We start from the raw sequence: 20,048 nt of genomic DNA on the forward strand, positions 1-20,048 counted from the left end.
TCCGCTCATACCCAGAGACAGCCTCCGAACGATCGGACTGCTCTGCGCGGACATCATAAGAATAGCTGGAGGAAATCCATGACGATGGCGACAGACGATGCCCCACCCACGACATCAAAATTAAATGAAGAACGCGCGAGCGGAATCGCGGCAGTGTCTCAGTCTAGGGGTGACGACCTGATCGGGCGCTCGGTCACGATCAACCGCCCTCGCGACGAACTCTTCGCCTATTGGCGCAATTTTTCCAATCTGCCTTCCTTCATGGATAATGTCGAACGGATCGACATATTGTCGAGCACGACATCGCATTGGGTGGTGAAAGCGCCGGCTGGACGCACCGTGGAATGGGACGCGACCATTACGGAGGAGAAGGCTGGCGAATTGATTGCCTGGACCTCTGCCGAAGGCGCCGATGTCCCCAATAGCGGCCGCATCGAATTCCGTGATGCGGGCGCGCGTGGCGCCATCGTCACGGCGACTATCGCCTATGATCCGCCCGCAGGTGTGGTGGGTAAGGTGATCGCCAAGCTCTTTCAGCTCGAACCTGCCATCCAGGCGCGACGCGATCTGCGCCGTTTCAAGCAATTGATGGAAACGGGCGAGATCGCGACCGCGGCCTGGACCCAAAAGCAGCGTGACGAGGAGAAAGCCTGATGCGCGCGCTCACATGGCACGGCAAGCACGACGTCCGTGTAGATACGGTGGACGACCCCGAAATCCTCAACCCGCGCGATGCGATCATCAAGATTACATCGACGGCGATCTGCGGGTCCGACCTGCATCTGTATGACGGCTATATTCCTACCATGCAGGCCGGCGACATCCTCGGCCACGAATTTATGGGCGAAGTGGTCGAAATCGGTCCCAAATCGACCTTGCAAAAGGGACAGCGCGTCGTAGTCCCTTTCACCATTGCCTGCGGCAGTTGCTACCATTGCGGCAAGCATCAATATTCCGCCTGCGACAATGGCAACCCGGCCGACAATCAGGATATCGGCCAGGAAATGTACGGCCAGCCCATGTCCGGGCTGTTTGGCTACAGCCATCTGACCGGCGGCTATGCAGGCGGCCAAGCTGAATATGTCCGCGTCCCGTTCAGCGATGTGGGTCCGATAGTCGTCCCCGACGGGCTCGAAGATGACGAAGTGCTGTTCCTATCCGACATCCTGCCGACCGGCTGGCAGGCGGCAGAGAATGCGGATATCGAACCGGGCGACACGGTGGCGGTGTGGGGTTGCGGGCCGGTCGGACTGTTTGCGGTCCAATCCGCTTTCCTGATGGGCGCGCATCGCGTCATCGCGATCGACCATTTTCCGCATCGGCTGGAACTGGCGAAAAAATTCGGCGCGGAGACGATCAATTTCGAGGAATCCAAAACCTACGAAGCGTTGATGGAGATGACCGGCGGCATCGGGCCTGATGCGGTGATCGACGCAGTGGGTTTGGAAGCCCATGGTTTCTTTGTCGACAATGTGGTCGATCAAATCAAGGCATCGCTGTTCCTGGGGACCGATCGCACCCATTCTATCCGGCAGGCGATCCACGCCTGTCGCAAGGGCGGGCGCGTGTCGATGCCAGCCGTCTACGGCGGCTTCGTGGACAAGTTTCCGCTCGGCGCATTCATGGAAAAGGGCCTGACCCTCAAGACCGGTCAGACGAGCGTGCAGCATTATATGCCCGCCCTGCTCAATGCGATTCTGGAGGGCAAGATCGATACAACCTTCCTGATCTCGCATCGCATGGGCCTGGAAGATGCGCCCAAGGGCTACAAGATGTTCCACGATAACCAGAATGAAGTGACCAAGATCGTGCTGAAGCCCGGTCTTGCCGTCGGCGCGCAATAGGAGAGACAGACATGGCCAATAAATTCGCGATTGTCACCGGTGCCTCCACCGGCATCGGCTTTGAACTTGCCTCCATCGCCGCCGAAAACGGGTATGACCTGCTGGTCGTGGCCGATGAACCGTTGATTGACGCTGCGGCGCAGGATTTCAAGCAGCATGGCGTCGAAGTTATTGCGGTCGAGGCCGATCTTTCGACGCTGCAAGGCGTGGACACGCTCCTCGCCGCGGCTGATGGCCGGCAGGTCGATCTGCTATGCGCCAACGCAGGGCGCGGCCTGGGCCACGCTTTCCTTGACCAGGAGGTGAGCGACTGGCGGCGTGTGATTGACACCAACATCACGGGTACCCTGTATCTTCTCCAACACGTCCTGAAGGCCATGGTGGCGCGTGACAACGGCAAGGTGCTGATCACTGGATCGATCGCCGGCTTTATTCCGGGCAGCTTTCAGGCGGTTTACAATGGCAGCAAGGCGTTCATCGACAGCTTTGCCGATGCGATCCGTAACGAGATCAAGGACAGTGAAGGCGTCACCATCACGACCCTGATGCCAGGGCCGGTGGAGACGGAATTTTTCGATCGCGCAGATATGCTCGATACCAACGTCGGATCTTCCGACAGCAAGAGCGATCCTGCCGACGTCGCGCGTGATGGCTGGGATGCACTGATGAAAGGCGAGGCGCATATCGTGTCCGGTTGGAAGAACAAAGTGCAGGCGGCCGTAGCCCATGTGACGCCCGCGGCGATCCTGGCGGAACAGCATCGCAAGATGGCGGAACCGGGATCGGCCGACGAAGGCTAGGACGCCCTGTGCAAACCTATCGGTTTTGCTCGGGAGACGACCGGGATGAGAAGCTGCGCTCCCTCGTCCGCCTAAGGAAATCGATCTACCATATCGTCGAATTCGGCAAGATGGGTAGGCGGAATTAAAGAGAGGCTGGGCATCCCCACCTTTACTCGCATACTGCTTTAGAAGAGATCTGTTGGGACAGCTCAAATCGATGGGGTCTGCAAACGTCGAATTGCGGTAGCCGGCCTTCGAACCACCGCATCGAACCAAGGTATTTCGGTGGATTGCCGCCAGAACCGGACGTTCCGCAGCCGGGATACAAAAATCCGCTCCTGATGTCGCATTAGGGTCGGCTTCGTGCGGGATCACGAACACCGTCGAGGTAAAGGTGAGCATCACCCGCTCCGTCCTCGACCTGTTCGAGCTTGCGCTGATAGGCGGTGCTCAAAAAGGTAAAATAGCGCTGCAGCTTAAATATGTCAGTCGTCGTCACATCCGCATTGATCTCTGCGATCAACCGTTCCTAGGACCCGAAATGATTGACGTCCAGAAAGAGCATGCGCTCCAACTCATCGCGCAACATCTCGTCGCCTGAAAAGATCGAGAACATCTGCGGCGTTTTCGGCAGCACCAACCGGTAACGCCGCACCGGCTTCTCGACGAGTTCAAGGAAATCGCCCAGCACCTCATGCTCGAACCCTTTGTCGACGAACTCGCGCATCGACAGCACCCTGTCGGCCGCGGGAAGGTGATAGGCCCGGATTGCGACCTGCTGCTCATTCTGCATATAGCCCAGGCGTACCGATGGCTTGATATCGGGATCGATCGAGGCGATGGTGACAGTCTCGCCGATGAGCGTCGCCTTGTCCGCTATCCGTTGTCGCTCCGAAACGTAGAAGACTTGCTGTTCGAACGGGGTATCGACATCTGTCATGAGACAGTGCGCCTGTGGTGGAACAGGTTCGGTCCGTTGTTCGCTTGCGACATCCGCCGGCAGCGGATCAGCCGGATGAGGGGGTTTCGCCGTTGACGCTGGCACTTTGACGAGATGTACGTGAAGATCAACGGCGAGATGGTCTACCTCTGGCGCGCCGTCGATCATGAAGGCGAAATTCTCGAGAGCTATGTCACGAAACCCGCGACAAAATGGCGGCACTGATCTTCATGAAAAGGGCGCTCAAGCGACACGGCGCGCCAGAAGCCATCACCACCGACGGCCTAAGATCCTACGGCGCGGCAATGAACGAACTGGGCAACCGCGATAAGCAGGAGGTCGGACGCTGGGCGAACAACCGGGTCGAGAACAGCCACCTACCCTTCCGACGACGAGAACGCGCAATGCTGCGCTTCAGGCAGATGAAGGCGCTACAGAAGTTCGCGTCGGTCCACGCCAACTTGCACAACCACTTTTCTCTGGAGCGTCATCTCGTCGACCGAAAAACATTTAAGGAAAGACGCTCCGCGGCCCTGGCGGAGTGGCAGACCGTCGCGAGCTAGGCCCCTGCCCTCTCGACTCGAAATGCATCCGGTGGAAACGAGTTCGCATTAGAATGACAGCACCCTCTGCAACGAAAACAGGTGCTTTCGTCGCACGGCCGGGCCGCAACGCAGTTGTCACGGAGCATCCCTAGCAAGAATATCGAAACATATATCAAGGGGCGATTCGATGAGTGCGACTGCTGCTATCGACCAGCCGGGTGCGCGCCCGGACCTGGATAAGGGGTTGGGCGTGGCTGGGAAGGTCGGCTTCGGCGCCGCGATCGTCGCTGCGATCCTTTATGTGGCCTACAGCGTCTATGCCGACGCCAGCGCTGTCGGTGTCAGTACTACGGCTTACCTCCCGTTCATCCTGCTGTTCATCGCCCTGCTGATCGCGCTCGGCTTTGAGTTTGTGAACGGTTTTCACGATACTGCAAATGCGGTCGCAACCGTCATTTATACCAATGCGATGCCCGCCAATGTCGCGGTCGTGTGGTCGGGCTTCTTTAACTTTTTAGGCGTGCTGCTGTCCACCGGCGCGGTCGCCTTTGGCATCGTGTCGCTGCTGCCGGTCGAACTGATCCTGCAGGTCGGATCGAACGCCGGTTTCGCCATGGTGTTTGCGTTGCTGATCGCAGCGATCATGTGGAACCTGGCGACCTGGTGGCTGGGCATTCCATCATCCAGTTCGCATACGCTGATCGGTTCGATCATCGGCGTCGGCGTCGCCAATGCGATGATGCATGGCAAGAGCGGGACGTCCGGGGTCGACTGGAGCAAGGCGACCGAGATCGGGCAGGCACTGATGATATCGCCACTGATCGGCTTCGGCGTTGCGGCGCTACTGTTCCTCGCCATGAAGCTGCTAATCCGCAATCAGGCGCTGTATCAGGAACCCAAGAACGGCGTTCCGCCGCCCTTGTGGATCCGCAGCCTTTTGATCTTCACCTGCACCGGCGTCAGCTTCGCCCATGGGTCGAATGACGGGCAGAAGGGCATGGGTCTCATCATGCTTATCCTCATCGGCACCGTACCGACCGCTTATGCGCTGAACCGTGCCGTGCCGGAAAAATATACCGCCGAATTCCATGTCAACTCGGTCGCCGCGACCGGCGCGCTCGGCACAGGTGCGGTGACCGGCGAAAGCCCCGTGGTCGCCCGCCAGAAGGTCACGACCTATATCGCCGACAAGCGCTTCACGCCGGAGACTCTGCCTGCGCTGGCCGTAATCATCGCCGATGTCGATCGCCAGGTCGGCGAATATGGATCGCTGGCCAAGGTGCCGGCTGCCGCCGTCAGCAACATGCGCAACGACATGTATCTGGCGTCCGAAGCGATCAAACGGCTGGGCAAGGAAAAATCGGCCGGCTTGTCGGAAGCGAAGATGGGGACGCTGACCACCTACAAGAAATCGCTCGATGCCGGCACCCGCTTCATCCCGACCTGGGTGAAGATCGCGGTCGCCTTCGCGCTGGGGCTGGGCACGATGGTCGGCTGGAAGCGGATCGTCGTCACGGTCGGCGAGAAGATCGGTAAGACGCATCTCACCTATGCGCAGGGCGCGTCGGCCGAACTGGTGGCGATGGCGACGATATTCGGCGCGGATCATCTTGGGCTGCCGGTGTCGACGACCCATGTGCTGTCGTCCGGCGTCGCGGGGACGATGGCGGCCAATGGATCCGGGCTCCAGATGAGCACGATCCGCAACATGCTGATGGCCTGGGTGCTGACCCTGCCGGTATCGATCCTGCTGGCGGGCGGGCTGTACATGCTCTTCTCGCAAATCTTCTGACCGCGGGAACCAGCATATAGCCGCGCCCAAAGAACCGATTTTCCAGGTTCCCATGCCCCTGTCGGGCATGGGGCCCGGGCTCATTTGGGGCTTGGACTTTACGGCGCAGGGATCGTCCCCGGTCGAGCTTTGCGACAGCCCGCCGGCCGGATCGTTCCGCTGGCTGCACCTTAACCTGGCTGACCACGGCACGCGGCTCTGGATTGAAAAGCGCGATGCGCTGCCGATCGCCGTGCGCGAGTTGCTGCTGTCAGTCGACACCCACCAGCGCGCGCTCGTCGATCGCGACACGGTGGGATGTGTGCTGCATGATTTTGAGCGGGATTTCGACGTAGCCGATACGGCGCGGGTCGGCGTGTTGCGGATCGCCCTGACGCCGGGACTGATGCTGACCACAAGGCTGCATCCGCTGCGATCGGCGGACATCGCGCGGCAGCGGCTGGAGCGTGGCGCAGCGGATATCGGGGCGGCGCAGGCGCTGGAATTACTGGTCGGCGCGATCACCGATAATATCGCCGAGATCAGCCGGACGCTGAGCGCCGATGTGCAACGTGCGGAAGATGCTTTTCTGGATGGGCATCATCCGCCAACGGCGCGCGACCTGATCGGCATCAGGCGACGACTGGCGCAGTTACACCGCTTGCTGGCGGGCATGCGCAGTGTATTCCTGCGGCTGGAGCAGGACGAGGATCTGGCCGACGCGCTGTTGCCAACGGTGGAAAAGCTGGTTCAGCGGCTGCAATCGCTGGATGCGGACATATTGGGCGTTCAGGGGCAGTTGCGGCTGTTGCGCGAGGAACTGGATATCCAGGAAGCGCAGCGGACCAACCAGAATCTCTATATCCTGTCGATGATCACCGCGCTGATGCTGCCAGCGACACTGGTCACTGGCATATTCGGGATGAACACCGGCGGGCTGCCTTTTGCAAATGGCCCATGGGGCACGCTGCACGCGACGATCCTGGCGAGCGGAGCGGCGGCGGCGACCTATGCGCTACTGCGATGGATGGGGTTTATGCGGCGCTAGGGCTTACCACAGAAATGGGGTCATACAGGCTTAAATGCGCACATTTCCAGTCAGTTTCGACATTCAATTGCTAGACTGCGATCCTATCGGAAAGCGTGCTTATTGGACTGACAATGTGAAAGAGCCGGAGGCTTGTCGCATCAACGGCCGGCAATAGGACAGCGGAGATACGGCCTCTGGACGGCCGATGATCCATTGCCTCCACTCTCGCGCCTCAGTGCCCGTCAGAAGCGATCCGGCACATGCATCTCTGCCGGCACGGGGTTGCGGATATAGTCGTCGTGGCGTTCGCGGTCGGGCAACGTGACCAGGGGTTTGGGCACATCTTCATAGGGAATCTGGTCGAGCAGATGGGCGATGCAGTTGAGGCGGGCGCGTTTCTTATCGACGGCTTCGACCACCCACCAGGGCGCTTCGGGGATGTGGGTGCGTTCCAGCATCGCTTCCTTGGCGCGGGTATAATCCTCCCACCGGCGACGCGATTCTACATCCATCGGCGATAGCTTCCATTGCTTAAGCGGGTCGTGGATGCGCATGTTGAAGCGGAATTGCTGTTCCTCATCTGTGATGGAGAACCAATATTTGAGCAGGATGATACCCGAACGCACCAGCATCCGCTCAAATTCCGGCACGGAACGGAAAAATTCCTCTACATCCTGTTCGGTGCAGAAGCCCATGACCCGCTCCACCCCGGCGCGATTGTACCAGCTGCGGTCGAACAGGACCATCTCGCCCGCCGCGGGCAGATGCGCGGTGTAGCGCTGGAAATACCATTGGCTGCGTTCGCGTTCATTGGGGGCAGGGAGGGCGGCGACGCGGCAGACACGCGGGTTGAGCCGCTGGGTGATGCGCTTGATCGCGCCCCCCTTACCGGCGGAATCGCGACCTTCGAATATCACCACGACCTTGAGCCCGTTGTGCTGGACCCAATCCTGCAGACGGACGAGTTCGTGCTGGAGCCGGAACAATTCGCGGAAATAGGTGCGGCGCTCCAGCTGCTCGCGATCAGGATGGTCGGTGAGGTCGGCCAGCATGTCTTCCAGGCGGCTCTCGTCTATCTCCATCTCCAGTTCCTCGTCGAAACTGTCGGCGATTTCCTGCTTGATACGGTCCATGTCGAAAGGAGGAGAATTCATGGGTGAGGCGCCTCGCCGTAATTGAAGCGTCAAAGATGACAGCGCCGGGTGACATTATGTTGACGCCGGTCGCACCATTCGCCTGTGCGGGTGGGCGCGGTCAAAATCTGTAAGGGGGCGTGCTGTAACGGCGTTCATGCAAGCCACCAGCTATATCGGTGCCGTCAGGGATGGAAGCGACCTGTGGTACACGGGCCGGACATGCAATTCGGCGACTGCGTATCTGGGCGGGACCGCCTACGGCCGCTCCCAAATAGGCCATCGGGAGGCGCCGCGTTTCCCTGCGACCGAATGAGCCAACATGATACGCAATTTCTAGTTAGCCGTATGATTTCGCACATGCAACAGGTTGAAAGGTGAATTTTGTGACACTTTAGTGGTCGGCAGGCGGTCTTTTTGTGACGGCAATGGGCTGCCCTTCGCATCCATGGATTGACCAATATACGGTCAGGGATGGATCGCCGCGATCGTTATTTGCAAATCATCTAACTATTTATAATAGTTTATGTTTATGGCCTAATCAGGCCTTCGATTTGGCCATCTCCTTTGGCCAGTCGTCTACCCTGCACTCCGTCTGACAAGCATGGAAATCTACCAATATTACTTGTCAGGCAAATCGCATAAAACTGTAATCGGGCCGTCTTTCAATCCCCCTATCTGACGGCAAATTCATCGGGGGAATTCGCACATGCAATATACACGCAAACAGGCTCCTATGTGGGCGCTGCTATCATCGCTCAGCGCCATGGCCTGGTCTCTTCCGGCCATGGCTGGGGGGCAGGATGCGGGCCAGACTGCCGCCCCGGCCGCCGAGGTGGAAGGGGCGCAGTCGGACATCATTGTGACGGGATCTGCGCGCAGCCAACGCCGGTTCGATGTGTCCTATGCGGTCAATTCGCTGAGCCAGGACGACGTGCTCAAGATCGCGCCGAAGAGTTTCGCGGATCTGCTGAGCACCGTGCCCGGTATCCAGGTCGAGGCAACCGGCGGCGAAGTCCAGAACATTACCCGCGTGCGCGGCATTCCGACAGATCGTGGCTATCTGATCTTCCAGCAGGACGGCCTGCCGCTCTATCACGAGATCGACGGCGTGTTCTTCAATTCGGGCGAGGGCATGAACCGCTACGACCTCATGACCGAGCGGGTCGAGATCGTGCGTGGCGGTCCGGCGCCCATCTATGCCAGCAGCGCGGCTGCCATCGCTAACAACATCACCGTGTCCGGCGGCCCCGAGGCGCGCGGCAAGGCGCAGATCACTTTGGGCGACACCGGCCTGTACCGGCTGGACGCGATGCAGTCAGGGCCGATCGGCGAAAACACCTATTACGCCATCGGCGGCTTCCTGCGCCAGCATGACGGCTATCGCGACAGCGGCTTTCCCAGCGACAAGGGCGGGCAAATCCGCGCGAACCTGAAGCACGACCTGGGCAATGGTTTCGTCAAGGTGTCGATGCAATATACCAATGACCACAACCTGTTCTACCTGCCGATCCCGGTTGCCGATCCGCGCAATCCATCGGTCTCTCTGGACCCGTATATCGATTATCACACCGGCACGATGAATTCCCCGTCGTTGCGCAACGTCAACATAAAGTATCGCGACGGCGCGGGCGTGGTGCAGGGGTTGAACCGCGATCTGGCCGATGGCCGTCACATGCGCTTTTTCAACGTCGGCCTGCAATATGAGGGCAATTTCAACGACTGGCTGGTGTCGGCCAAGGGTGGTTTCACCAAGGGCAAGAGCAGCTTCGACGCTTTTTATTCGACCACCAATCCGGTCGACGGCAACGTCTTTGCAGCCAATAATCTCGCCGCCGCGCGCACTGCCTTCGGTGCCGATGTGGCGCGCCTTGGATATGCGCTGGCCGGCACCAACAGGGCAACGCCTTACGATCCCTACGCCGCATCGGGGTTGGTCATGTCGGGCCAGTATCGCGCCGTTGAATCGAAATTCTATTCGGGGCAGGCCGATGTCAGCGTCACGCGCAAGTTCGAGACGGGATTTGGTACGCATGACGTGCGCGCGGGCATCTATGGCTCGGCTTATGGCAACACATCCTTCATCGCCTATCAGGACATGCTGATCGAAGTGCAGAGCCAGCCGCGCACGCTCGATCTGGTCGCCTATTCGGCGACGGGCGCGGTGCTCGGATCGGTCACCCAGAATGGCGTGCTGCGCTATACCACGACGCTGAACCAGGGCGAAGCGGACGCAAAGATGATCGCCATCTATGCCAATGATACCTGGGAAGTCACCGATGGGCTGAAGATCGACGGCGGCATCCGCAAGGAATGGTATGATTATGAGGGTTTCGCGCTGGTTTCGGCCAGCGCCAATCTGGGCGATCCGACGACGCTGGCCGACAATGCCACCCGCGCCTTCACCGGAGCGATCGTTTCGAGCACGCTCAAGCCGTCGTCGACAAACTGGACGGTCGGCGCCAATTACGACTTCAACGGCAATCTGGGTGCCTATGCCCGCGTTTCGAACTTGGAAGTGCCGCCGCAGATGGGCGTCGTGAGCAGCATCGCGCCGACCATCCTCAAGACCAAAGCGCGGCAATATGAGCTGGGCGTCAAGGCCAGCTATGGCCCTGCCTATCTTTACGTCACCGGCTTTTACACCAAGTTCGACCCGTTCAACGCATCCTTTATCGCGTTCAATCCGGCCACCGGCCGCAACGATCAATCCGTGCCGTTCATCGGCGAGGCGATCGCCAAGGGTGTCGAGATTGACGGGCGGATCAAGCCGCTGCGCTGGTTCGAACTGGCCGGTTCCGTCACCTGGGCTGATCCGCAATATCGCAACTTGGAAAACTCGTCGGGTGCCGATCCGGCCGCGGTGAACGGTAACCAGATCATCCGCGAGCCCAAATTCTTCGGCAACGTCCGTCCTTCCGTTCGCTTTCCGATCGGGGGCACCGAAATCGAGGTTGCTGGCCGCTACGAATGGGTCGGTCGACGCTATGTCGATCTGTTCAACCTGACCGCGCTGCCCGCCTATCAGACGATCGGGGCGAGTGCGTCGGTCACCTATGGCGACTGGCGCTTCCAGGTGGTCGGGGACAATCTGTCCAACGCCAAGGGATTGACCGAGGGCAACCCGCGCACTGACCAGCTTGGCGGGCAGGGCGCGAGCGACGCCATCTACGGCCGCCCGCTGTTCGGCCGCAACTTCCGCTTCATCCTCAGCCGGAGCTGGTAATGTGCCGATGATGCGCGTCGCAGCCATTACTGCCTGTTGTGCCGCTGGTCTGTGCCTGATGCCAGGGGCAGCGGCGGCGCAGGAGCCGGCAGGGTATCAATCGCCCTTTGCCGACACGTTGCCGACGCGCATCTTTCCGCTGTTCGCAATGATGCGGACAGCGGAAGGTTGGGCGCAGGCGTTGCGCGACGATAATGCCCTGCAAAGCCTTGTCGCTGATCGTGCGGCGCGGATACCGCAGGCGACGTGTATGCCTTCGCCACAATGCCTGGCCGATGCCTGGATCTGGACCGATGCGGACATCGCGCTGGTCGATGCGCGGCTGCGGGCGATCATGAGCAATGCAAGGCTTGCCAAGTCCCTGGTGACGCGGCAGATGCGCCCGTCGGGCCGTTTCGCGGCGCACGCTGCGCTGTCCGATGCGGACCTTGTCGCGACGGCATGGCGCGACAGCGCGGCAGCGGTAAACCGCGTCATCGCCGTCTATGCCAAGGGCTTGCCACCGCGTTATCCCGTGATCGATTCGATCATTTTCGATGCCGCCGCGCCGCAGATGGCCGATGTGCTGGGCGCGCATGGCACCGCGACCGCCGGTCAGGCAAAGGCCGACGATCTCTTCTTCGACCCGGCCCTGCGCTATGCGACCGGGCTGATGCAGATGAACGAGCGGATCGACGCAGGCAACTTCCGGCCCCTGCTCGGCGGGGACAATGCCGACGCGATCCGGTCGGTGTCCGCGATGAAGTGGCGCGGCAAGCCTTATACGGCGCTGCTTGTCTTTGGTCATGGGCCTGAGGACGCGCAGTCGCGCACCGGGGTCATGGGTCATATCCGCCTGGGCATAGCCGCCGACCTTTACACGCGCGGCCTCGCCCCGTTCATCATCGTGTCCGGCGGCAATGTTCACCCCAACCGCACGCCGTTCAACGAAGCGGTCGAGATGAAGCGCCTGCTGGTGACCCAATATGGCATCCCCGCCGACCATATCCTGATGGAGCCGCATGCGCGCCATACCACCACCAATCTGCGCAATTGCGCCCGGCTGTTGCTGGCCGCCGCGTTTCCCACCGACCGCCCGGCGCTGATCGTGTCCGATCACCGCACGATCCAATATATTGGCGGCGATGAACTTGCGCAGCGCAACCTGCGCGAGATGGGGATACAGCCTGGCCGCGTTGCGGCTGGTCCCGATCGTTTCACCCTGGCGTTCACACCCGATCCGGTCGCCTTCCACGCCGAACCTGCCGATCCGCTCGATCCATGATCGGCGTTACGAAACTATTGCTGCTGATTGCCGCGCTTTGTGGCTGTTCGCTGCGTGCCGACGCCCGCCACCCAGGCCTGCTGGTCGATCCGTTCGTGGGCACGCTGGGCGACTATGGTCAGCTCAGCCCGTCGGCGGTCGCGCCCTATGGCATGGTCCAACTTGGGCCAGACACGACGCCAGCGAACCATGCAGGCTATGATTATGCCGCCACCCATCTGACCGGATTTTCGCACACACGCGGCGTCGGTGTCGGCTGTGGCGGCGCTGGCGGCGACGTCAAGGTGACATTGGCCTATGGCGATGGCACCGCGCCGGAACCCATCGATAAGCGCCGCGAACGCGCGAACGCGGGCACATATAGCGTGCGCTATGGTCCCGGCATCGTCGCGGACATGACGGCTACGCGCGGCGCGGGCGATCTGCACTTCACCCTGCCGAAGAAGGGGCAGATCAGTGTTATCGTCGCGTTCGATCGTGGCTATTCCAAGCGTCTCACCGCCCGTTGGCAGGCGCAGGCGGACGGCGATCTGCGCGCCAGTTTCTCGGCGGGCACGGTCTGCGATGCGGGTGCCTATCACCTGCACAGCGCGACGCGCCTGACGCATAACGGCAAATCCGTGACGGGAGTGTGGCAAGGCGATCCGACCAAGGCGGCGCACTTGACGCTACACGTTGCGTCGGGGGATGTTGTCGAGTTGCGCACCGGCCTCTCGTCGGTCGATCCGGCTGCTGCGGCGGCGGTGCGGGACAGCGAACTGGGCGGTCGTCCGTTCAAGGCCATTGCCGCACAAACGCTGGCCGACTGGAATCGGGAATTGTCCCGAATCAGCATCAGGGCGCCGAAGGACCAGCAGGCGCTGTTCTACACGTCGCTGTTTCGCGTCATGCAATCGCCGGTTGCGATTGCCGATCCTGACGGACGCTTTCGCGGCAGCGACGGTGTCATCGCGCGCCTTATGCCCGGCGACCAGCATTATACGAGTTGGGCGCTATGGGATAATTATCGCACCCAGATGCCGCTGCTGGCGCTGATCGATCCCCAGCGCGCCGGGCAGATCGCGCGCTCCATCGTCCGGCTGTACCAAAGTGGCAAGACGCGCTGGGCCACGCAGACCGAACCCTTCCTAACCGTGCGCACCGAACATGCCGGCATTGCGCTGCTTGATTTCCGGCGCAAAGGCATTGTTGATTTCGATGCCAAGGCTGCGTTGCGTGCGATGATGGCCGAGAGCGCGACATTGGCGCGCGCGACCCCGGACGAGCAGATCGAGGCGGCTTATGACGACTGGGCTGTCGCCGAACTCGCGTTCGATCTGGGCGAAACTGCCATTGCGCAGCAGTATCGGGCGAAGGCGCTCGCCTATCGGCCGATGTGGCTGGCTACGTTCCGCGATCTGGGCGCAGATGCCGATGTCGTGAAAGCGCGCGGCCTGTATCAGGGCACGCTGGCGCAATATCGCTGGGCACCGGTGTTCGACATGCCCTGGCTGGCGCTGACGCTGGGGCTGCGGTTCCGGCCGGAACTGGACCGGTTTTTCGCCGACAATCTATTCAATATGACGAACCAGCCCGACATTCACGTCCCCTATCTCTTCGCGTGGGCCGGCGATCGGGCCGCGACTGACCGGATCGTGCGCCGTTATATCAATGACGCCGTCCCCCACCGATATGTCAATTCCGGTGTCCGGCCCCAGCCCTGGATCGGGCGCAGTTTTGCGCTGGCGCCACAGGGTTTTGCCGACGGCATGGATGACGACGCGGGGACCATGTCGGCCTGGTACATCTGGGCGACGCTCGGCCTCTATCCTATAACCCTCGGCGAACCGCGTTACGTCAAGACCACACCGCTGGCGCGCGGGCTCACAATCAATGGCAAGGCGCTGGGCGACATGCCGATCCATGCCGCACAGCAGGAGACCGCGCGATGAATCGATATGTTGTCGGCGGCTGCGCGGCTGCCCTGTTGTTTGCTGGCCTCGCCACCGCGCAGCCCACGTCGGACGGCAACGCGCTGCCGATCAACGCGATCCAGGTGGTGGGCACCCATAACAGCTATGCCCTGCCCGCCGACCCGCGTGCCATGGCGCTGATGTCGCCACGCCTGTCGGCGCTGATGGCAAAGACGATGGAGACATTATCCCCGGCCCAGCGCGCCCAGTTGGCCGACGAACATCCCGGCGGCCTGACCGACATGGCGACCAGCCTGGACTATGTGCAGACGCCGTTGGAAGCACAGTTGCGTGGCGGCGTCCGCAGCATCGAGATCGACCTGCAACCCGATCCCAAGGGTGGGGCCTATGCCGATCCACTGCCCTATCGGCTGTTGCGTGAACAGGGCGCGCGCAATCTCGCCCCGATCTATCGCGACGAACTGGTCAGGCCGGGGCTGAAAGTGTTGCATGTCGCCGATCTGGACTTTCGCAGCCAATGCCCGACCTTCCGGTCCTGTCTGACATTGATGCGGCAATGGTCCGATTCCGAACCGAACCACAGCTCGGTCTTCGTCCTGCTGGAGCCCAAATTGTCAGGGCTTGACCGCGCTATCCCCGGCGCGACCGCCGTGCCACCCTTTGACAAGGCCGCGTTCGACGAGGTTGATGAGAGCATCCGCAGCATCCTGGGCAGCGCGAGGCTGTTCACGCCCGACGACCTGCGCGGCGACATGCCGACGCTGGAGTCGGCTGCGCTGGCCAAACGCTGGCCCACATTGGCGCAGGCGCGGGGCAAATTCATCTTCCTGTTCCTGGTGCCGGGCATGAACCTGTCGACATTTGGGCCATATCTCGACGGACGTCCGTCTCTGCAAGGACGCGTCGCCTTTGTGCAGGGGCGGGCAGGAATGGCGCATACCGCGTTCATGCTGTTCGACAATGCGCTTACCCGTGGCGCCGACATACGCGAGGCTGTTCGCCAGGGCTATCTGGTGCGGACCCGCGCCGACATCGACACAGTCGATGCGCGCAAGGATGCAGGCGCGCGCCGTGATGCGGCGCTGGCGAGCGGTGCCCAGATCATCTCCACCGATTATCTGAGCGCCCCCAATATCTATGGCAACGGCTATCATCTTGCGCCGTTCGCGCTGGGGTGGCGATGTAACGCGCTTGTGGCACGCTGTATCGGCAAGAGATAAAATGCCCGCTCTACGGCCGACCATCGCTCGACAAGATTTACGTCGATCATGCAAATATCTGCCCGCGGTTTTTAGCATGGTGTCACCGAAAACAACGTGTCATTCTTCATGCCAGCGCAGGCTGGCATCTCAGGCGAGCGCGCAAGACAGTCGAACGTGGTGCCTCTCTCAAGCCTGTCGCGCCACCGCCCCAGACCCTAGCGTGCGCTGGGGTGACGTAAAGGGGATAGCGACTTGAGACGGCGTCGCACACCCAGGTTGATGTGACGTGCTCGCCTGAAATGTGACCGATTTTAAGTAGAGTCCGACGCGAGGGATTCGGACGAAGATGAAGCGCAGCAGGTTGGAGCGAAGAGCAGATCATCGCGATGTTGAAGGAGCAGGAGGCCGGAATGGCGACGGCGGATGTGCGCCGCCGCCACGGGATCAGCTCCGCGACGACGTTTTACAAGTGGAAGTCGAAGTATGGCGGATTGGAGGTGTCCGAGGCCCGGCGCCTGCGCACGCTTGAGGAAGAGAACGGCAGGCTGAAGAAGCTGCTGGCCGAAACCATGCTCGACAAGGTGGTGCTGAAGGATGTGGCATCAAAAAAATGGTAACGCCCGGCGCTAAGCGGGATGCCGTCGCCCATGCCCGTTAGCATCACGGCTTGAGCGAGCGCCGGGCGTGCAACCTGGTTGGCGTGAGCCGACGGGTGATCCGGTATCGATCGTCGCGGCCAGACGATGACCGCTGCGGCAACGGCTGCGCGAGTTGGCGGCCGAGCGTCGCCGGTTCGGCTACCGGCGCCTCGGCTATCTGTTGGCTCGCGAGGGAATGACGCCCAACCACAAGAAGCTGCTGCGGGTCTATCGGGAGGAGAATCTGCGGGTCCGACGCCGGGGTGGTCGCAAGCGCGCCTTGGGCGCGCGGGCGCCGATGGTCAGCGGACAGACCGGAATTGCGAGAAAAAACTGGCACCGAATGTCTCATAAGTGCCGTCCTGAAGCAGGACGTAGCGGCGCTGGTTAGCCGGGATGGCGAGTGCGATCTTTCTATCCCTGCCTGCAGCTTTGATCGGGCCCGCGCCGACTTTCTGGTCGTCGGCATCAAGGACGCTGTTCTGGCTGATCCAGATCGCCACCGGGTTGGTGTCGCCCCGATCCAGCATGACGGTGGCCGCATCGGAACGGCTAAGGATCGCCGCTTCCCGTCCAAAGGCGGGGCCGGCGGCCGAAGCTGCCAGGAGCAGCGCGGTGACAAGAGTGATACGCATTGGTTCGATCTCCGTCAAAAGCTGAAGCGAACGCCGAACAAGTAGCGCGACCCGATTTGCTCGACTTCGGTCGGCGTCGCGGTCGTACCCTGATAGGCGATATATTTTTCATCGGTCAGGTTCGCGAGATCCGCGAACAGCGTCAGGTTTTCATTGAGTGCGTAGCGCAGCGACACGTCGAGATTTTCATAGCCCTTGCGATACTCGCCGCTGCCAAAGCCGCCCAATGTATCGAGCCAATTTGACCGCCACTGATAGCTGCGCGCGCAGGCGCGAAACGGCTTTGATATAGAGACCGCCATAACCCACCTGCGGCTGGGCGCTGGAACTGTCGGCCGACAAGCATCAGCGCACTCGCATCATGGGGGCCAAAATATGGTTCGGATTATTGGGTTCACTAGGGCTACTGGGGGTTATGGCGCTAATGGAACGCGGTTTTGCCGTTCCTCGCGACAGCCAGATGGCAGTGCTGGGCTGGGCCATCGCCTTGCTGGCACCCATCACCGTCGTGGCCGTGATCCTTCTGTTCAAAGAACCCGCCGACCTCACCACGCCGTCGAAGGCCGGCAACCCATTGCTGCTGCTTCTGTCGATCCTTGGCAATCGGTCGATGCGTACGATCCTGGCGTTGTATGTGCTGACCGGCATCATGGATGCAGCAACGGCTTCCTGTTCCTGGCCGAGGACGCATTGGGATTGAACAGTTGGGGTGCCGCGTTGCTGCTGATCCAGCCCATGCTTGCTCTGGCGACGTTGTCGATCTGGAGCCGGGTCAGCGCCCGGATCGGCAGAAAGCCGACTTTGATGATCGCCTATGGCTGGCAGGGACTGACCGCGCCGCTGCTCTTTTATATCCCGGAAGGTCAGCCTGTTACGTTTGCCGCCTTCCTTGCCGTCCGCGCATTGGGATGGGGAGTCGACTATATGCTGTTGCGCGCGATGGTCGCTGATCTTGCTGACGACCAGTTGCAGGATATGGGGCGGCTAGGCGGCGTCTATTACGGTATGAGTAGTGTAACGCTTAAAATCGCCATGGGCGTGGGTGGCGGGGGCGCATTATGGCTGATGAAAATCATGATCGGCCCATCAGGCATAGCATCCGCCGACGCGGTCCGCCTCGCTTATGCTTTGCCCGCTACGATCCTCGGCCCCATCGCGATTTTGCTCCTCATCATGCATGTACGCGGATTTGCCGATCGGCAGCAGTCATTCATAGGGAAATTCGCCTGAAAACTCCCGCCCATAGGATTATTTTTTCACCGTCAGTCTATTATTGAGGGCTATGCCGGCGTCTCGTCCGTCCGCTGTTGGCCCGCTTTCGCAGGGAGCGCCGAGAAACAGACGGTCGGCGGCTAGGAGCTGAAAAGTATGGGTTGAGTGTCCGCAAAATATCGAATCGCGACCCGCCGCCTTGTCGACGCCGCTTGAAACGGGAACGCCCGCCCCTGAAGGCCCAGCGACATGACATAGGTGCCGCCAACGGAATGGACCTTCAATCCGTTACCCATTCGCGTGATCCGCATCCTGTCCTCCCCGATGACGATTTCAGAAGCGTCTCACGAAATAGGCCGCGCGTGCGACGATAATTTGGGCAGGGCTGGAAGCATCGGCTATTAGTCGGTTGGAAATCGTACATGTCATTGCATTAGCGGCGTCTCCAGCGGGTAACCTAGATGCCGTCACGCCTTCGGCGCGGCGTCTTTCCTTGCGAAATGAATGTCCACGCGCATTCCCGTTCCCGCACCGGACGTCACCGTCCAGTCCGCCTTCGCATTTTGACGCAGGGATTGGGCGATCACGGCGCCCAGCTTGCCGGCTTTTGGCCAGGTCGTCCCTTCGGCCAAACCTACGCCGTCGTCGGCAACGGTAACGCGACATCCCGTATGATCCACCAGGCTATGCAAGGTGATGGCGCCCCCTTCACCGTCGGGAAAGGCGTGTTTGAGAGAATTGGTCAGCAATTCGTTGACAACCAGTCCCGCAGGCATGGCTACGTCCAAGGCGACCGGCCAGGTGTCGATTTTCAAATCCAGCCGGATGCCTTCGGGCGCATGCGCCTGCATGACCGAAGAGGCGATCTGGCTCAGATATATGCCAAGGTCGATCGTATCGCCCTGCCCTTCGCTCGAAAGCGAGCGATACAGCAGCGCCAGCGAATTGATCCGGCCCGCAAGACGATCGAACCGCTCGCCTGTTTCCTGATCGGAAACATTGCGCGCTTCCATCCGAATGAGCGCCGTAATCATCTGGAGGTTATTCTTTACCCGGTGCTGCAGTTCGAACAGCAATGTGTCCTTTTCCCGAAGAGACTGGCGCACCGCTTCGTCGTCTTCGCGAAGGCGCTGGCCGGTCCTGGCAAGCGCGACCAGCCGGAACAGCGGCTCGCCTTGATCGTCTTCGATCGTGTTCGACCAGGCATCGACATGGATCGTCTCTCCGTCGAGGGTAATCGAGAAGGTGCCGATATATTCCTCATCGCCCTCTACCGCATCGCTGAGCCGCCGGTTGTCATCTGGCGCAGAGGCGACGCCGGGCAAGGCTTGCCAACTCATGCCTTCCAATTCTGCGGCAGGCTGCCCGGTCAGCCGTTCGAACTCAAGATTGGCGTAGGTGATCCGCTCTGAGGGCAACAGTTCGGAGACCGCGATCGCGACGGGCATGTGATCGAGAAACTGCTTGAAGCGGTCACTCTCCAGCGCATCGGCCAGTCCTGGCGTATCGAGCAATCGCCCGACCTGCGCCGTTCCATCTTCCATATTATCCAATAGCGCACTCCTTTGCCGCCATTTAGCATGAAAGAAAGCAAGAAAGCAGCGAATTGTGGGTCGATCAGGGGTGCCTGGCGATCAAGCATCTCACGCACTTCGCCGCACGGCGCCATGACATTGAAGGGCTTGGTGATGACCTCCATGCCCGCATCGCGGGCCGTTTTCTACGAGAACGCCGGGTTGCGGCGGACGGTCCAGCCGCCAGGTCAGCGGGCGCAAAAAGCTTCGACAATGTTCGAATGGTTGAGATCTCCAATTCTGAAATTGGCCGACCTGTCTTATCGTTACGCCCGCACTATATGGGACTATAATAACGCTGGTCCGGCCCATGTCCCATCGGAGGCTTCATCATCTTTC

15 protein-coding genes and 4 pseudogenes are annotated in these 20,048 nt (G+C 60.8%); 13 read left to right on the top strand and 6 right to left on the bottom strand.

Features of this window, described 5'->3' with window-relative positions:
- Nucleotides 1–78 precede the first annotated feature (78 nt).
- From CEQ44_RS19725 to CEQ44_RS19735, 3 genes are read left to right on the top strand one after another with little or no spacing between them, the layout of a single operon-like run.
- Nucleotides 79–654, top strand: coding sequence for an SRPBCC family protein (locus CEQ44_RS19725; RefSeq protein ID WP_088185394.1), 576 nt, complete (start codon nt 79–81; stop codon nt 652–654).
- Nucleotides 654–1,844: a zinc-dependent alcohol dehydrogenase gene (locus tag CEQ44_RS19730; RefSeq protein WP_088185393.1), complete on the top strand. Its 1,191-nt coding sequence runs from the start codon at nt 654–656 to the stop codon at nt 1,842–1,844. Before CEQ44_RS19725 ends, CEQ44_RS19730 begins: the two co-directional genes overlap by 1 nt.
- A gap of 11 nt (nt 1,845–1,855) precedes the next feature.
- Nucleotides 1,856–2,644, top strand: coding sequence for an SDR family oxidoreductase (locus tag CEQ44_RS19735; RefSeq protein ID WP_088185392.1), 789 nt, complete (start codon nt 1,856–1,858; stop codon nt 2,642–2,644).
- 331 nt (nt 2,645–2,975) lie between these two features.
- Here the strand turns inward: CEQ44_RS19735 and CEQ44_RS24560 are convergent, their stop codons facing one another.
- Nucleotides 2,976–3,149, bottom strand: coding sequence for a hypothetical protein (locus tag CEQ44_RS24560; RefSeq protein ID WP_176400411.1), 174 nt, complete (start codon nt 3,147–3,149; stop codon nt 2,976–2,978).
- A gap of 6 nt (nt 3,150–3,155) precedes the next feature.
- Nucleotides 3,156–3,734 (bottom strand): hypothetical protein, encoded by a 579-nt coding sequence (locus CEQ44_RS25150; RefSeq protein WP_254913729.1) that lies wholly within the window; start codon nt 3,732–3,734, stop codon nt 3,156–3,158.
- Between CEQ44_RS25150 and CEQ44_RS19745 the strand changes: the two are divergent.
- The 3 genes and pseudogenes from CEQ44_RS19745 (at nt 3,705) to CEQ44_RS19755 (ending at nt 6,930) form a co-directional block, all read left to right on the top strand.
- Nucleotides 3,705–4,129: pseudogene (locus CEQ44_RS19745) on the top strand (transposase). The gene CEQ44_RS25150 and the pseudogene CEQ44_RS19745 overlap by 30 nt on opposite strands.
- 169 nt (nt 4,130–4,298) lie before the next feature.
- Nucleotides 4,299–5,903, top strand: coding sequence for an inorganic phosphate transporter (locus CEQ44_RS19750; protein ID WP_088185390.1), 1,605 nt, complete (start codon nt 4,299–4,301; stop codon nt 5,901–5,903).
- A 67-nt stretch (nt 5,904–5,970) separates the two neighbouring features.
- Nucleotides 5,971–6,930, top strand: coding sequence for a CorA family divalent cation transporter (locus CEQ44_RS19755; RefSeq protein WP_088185408.1), 960 nt, complete (start codon nt 5,971–5,973; stop codon nt 6,928–6,930).
- A 224-nt stretch (nt 6,931–7,154) separates the two neighbouring features.
- Here the strand turns inward: CEQ44_RS19755 and ppk2 are convergent, their stop codons facing one another.
- Nucleotides 7,155–8,066 carry a polyphosphate kinase 2 gene (gene ppk2 / locus CEQ44_RS19760; RefSeq protein WP_088185389.1) on the bottom strand — a complete coding sequence of 304 codons (912 nt, stop codon included), beginning with the start codon at nt 8,064–8,066 and terminating at the stop codon, nt 7,155–7,157.
- A 745-nt stretch (nt 8,067–8,811) separates the two neighbouring features.
- Between ppk2 and CEQ44_RS19765 the strand changes: the two genes are divergently transcribed.
- The 5 genes and pseudogenes from CEQ44_RS19765 to CEQ44_RS19785 all read left to right on the top strand — a co-directional run.
- A complete protein-coding gene (locus CEQ44_RS19765) occupies nt 8,812–11,271 on the top strand; it encodes a TonB-dependent receptor (protein WP_256960051.1) in 2,460 nt (819 codons plus the stop codon).
- 7 nt (nt 11,272–11,278) lie between these two features.
- Nucleotides 11,279–12,535, top strand: coding sequence for a YdcF family protein (locus CEQ44_RS19770; protein ID WP_254913737.1), 1,257 nt, complete (start codon nt 11,279–11,281; stop codon nt 12,533–12,535).
- A complete protein-coding gene (locus tag CEQ44_RS19775; RefSeq protein WP_088185388.1) occupies nt 12,532–14,466 on the top strand; it encodes a glycoside hydrolase domain-containing protein in 1,935 nt (644 codons plus the stop codon). Before CEQ44_RS19770 ends, CEQ44_RS19775 begins: the two co-directional genes overlap by 4 nt.
- Entirely contained in the window at nt 14,463–15,668 is a 1,206-nt protein-coding gene (locus tag CEQ44_RS19780; RefSeq protein WP_088185387.1) for a Ca2+-dependent phosphoinositide-specific phospholipase C, read from the top strand. Before CEQ44_RS19775 ends, CEQ44_RS19780 begins: the two co-directional genes overlap by 4 nt.
- A gap of 328 nt (nt 15,669–15,996) precedes the next feature.
- Nucleotides 15,997–16,589: pseudogene (locus CEQ44_RS19785) on the top strand (transposase); the annotation flags it as partial.
- Between the two features lies 1 nt (nt 16,590).
- On the opposite strand, the gene CEQ44_RS24115 reads toward CEQ44_RS19785, so the two are convergent.
- Nucleotides 16,591–16,923 carry a hypothetical protein gene (locus CEQ44_RS24115; RefSeq protein ID WP_140419382.1) on the bottom strand — a complete coding sequence of 111 codons (333 nt, stop codon included), beginning with the start codon at nt 16,921–16,923 and terminating at the stop codon, nt 16,591–16,593.
- Nucleotides 16,924–16,937: 14 nt separating this feature from the next.
- Nucleotides 16,938–17,183: pseudogene (locus CEQ44_RS19790) on the bottom strand (hypothetical protein); the annotation flags it as partial.
- Nucleotides 17,184–17,242: 59 nt separating this feature from the next.
- Here CEQ44_RS19790 and CEQ44_RS24565 point away from each other — a divergent pair.
- Together CEQ44_RS24565 and CEQ44_RS24570 are read left to right on the top strand one after the other, a co-directional pair.
- Nucleotides 17,243–17,623: pseudogene (locus CEQ44_RS24565) on the top strand (MFS transporter); the annotation flags it as partial.
- A complete protein-coding gene (locus CEQ44_RS24570) occupies nt 17,620–18,153 on the top strand; it encodes an MFS transporter (protein ID WP_254913732.1) in 534 nt (177 codons plus the stop codon). The pseudogene CEQ44_RS24565 and the gene CEQ44_RS24570, both read left to right, overlap by 4 nt.
- Before the next feature lie 449 nt (nt 18,154–18,602).
- Here the strand turns inward: CEQ44_RS24570 and CEQ44_RS19800 are convergent, their stop codons facing one another.
- Nucleotides 18,603–19,679 (bottom strand): sensor histidine kinase, encoded by a 1,077-nt coding sequence (locus CEQ44_RS19800; protein WP_088185405.1) that lies wholly within the window; start codon nt 19,677–19,679, stop codon nt 18,603–18,605.
- Between the last annotated feature and the right edge of the window lie 369 nt (nt 19,680–20,048).

Origin of the sequence: Sphingobium sp. Z007 (assembly GCF_900013425.1) — a bacterium.
Lineage (GTDB): Bacteria > Pseudomonadota > Alphaproteobacteria > Sphingomonadales > Sphingomonadaceae > Sphingobium.

Excerpts from the sequence above, each read along its gene's own strand:
- CEQ44_RS19735 (WP_088185392.1), top strand. The coding sequence starts at position 1,856 with ATGGCCAATAAATTCGCGATTGTCACCGGTGCCTCCACCGGCATCGGC.
- CEQ44_RS19730 (WP_088185393.1), top strand. The coding sequence starts at position 654 with ATGCGCGCGCTCACATGGCACGGCAAGCACGACGTCCGTGTAGATACG.
- CEQ44_RS19770 (WP_254913737.1), top strand. The coding sequence starts at position 11,279 with ATGATGCGCGTCGCAGCCATTACTGCCTGTTGTGCCGCTGGTCTGTGC.
- ppk2 (WP_088185389.1), bottom strand. The coding sequence starts at position 8,066 with ATGAATTCTCCTCCTTTCGACATGGACCGTATCAAGCAGGAAATCGCC.
- CEQ44_RS19725 (WP_088185394.1), top strand. The coding sequence starts at position 79 with ATGACGATGGCGACAGACGATGCCCCACCCACGACATCAAAATTAAAT.
- CEQ44_RS19750 (WP_088185390.1), top strand. The coding sequence starts at position 4,299 with ATGAGTGCGACTGCTGCTATCGACCAGCCGGGTGCGCGCCCGGACCTG.
- CEQ44_RS19775 (WP_088185388.1), top strand. The coding sequence starts at position 12,532 with ATGATCGGCGTTACGAAACTATTGCTGCTGATTGCCGCGCTTTGTGGC.
- CEQ44_RS19800 (WP_088185405.1), bottom strand. The coding sequence starts at position 19,679 with ATGGAAGATGGAACGGCGCAGGTCGGGCGATTGCTCGATACGCCAGGA.
- CEQ44_RS19780 (WP_088185387.1), top strand. The coding sequence starts at position 14,463 with ATGAATCGATATGTTGTCGGCGGCTGCGCGGCTGCCCTGTTGTTTGCT.
- CEQ44_RS19765 (WP_256960051.1), top strand. The coding sequence starts at position 8,812 with ATGGCCTGGTCTCTTCCGGCCATGGCTGGGGGGCAGGATGCGGGCCAG.
- CEQ44_RS25150 (WP_254913729.1), bottom strand. The coding sequence starts at position 3,734 with ATGATCGACGGCGCGCCAGAGGTAGACCATCTCGCCGTTGATCTTCAC.
- CEQ44_RS24115 (WP_140419382.1), bottom strand. The coding sequence starts at position 16,923 with ATGCGTATCACTCTTGTCACCGCGCTGCTCCTGGCAGCTTCGGCCGCC.
- CEQ44_RS19755 (WP_088185408.1), top strand. The coding sequence starts at position 5,971 with ATGGGGCCCGGGCTCATTTGGGGCTTGGACTTTACGGCGCAGGGATCG.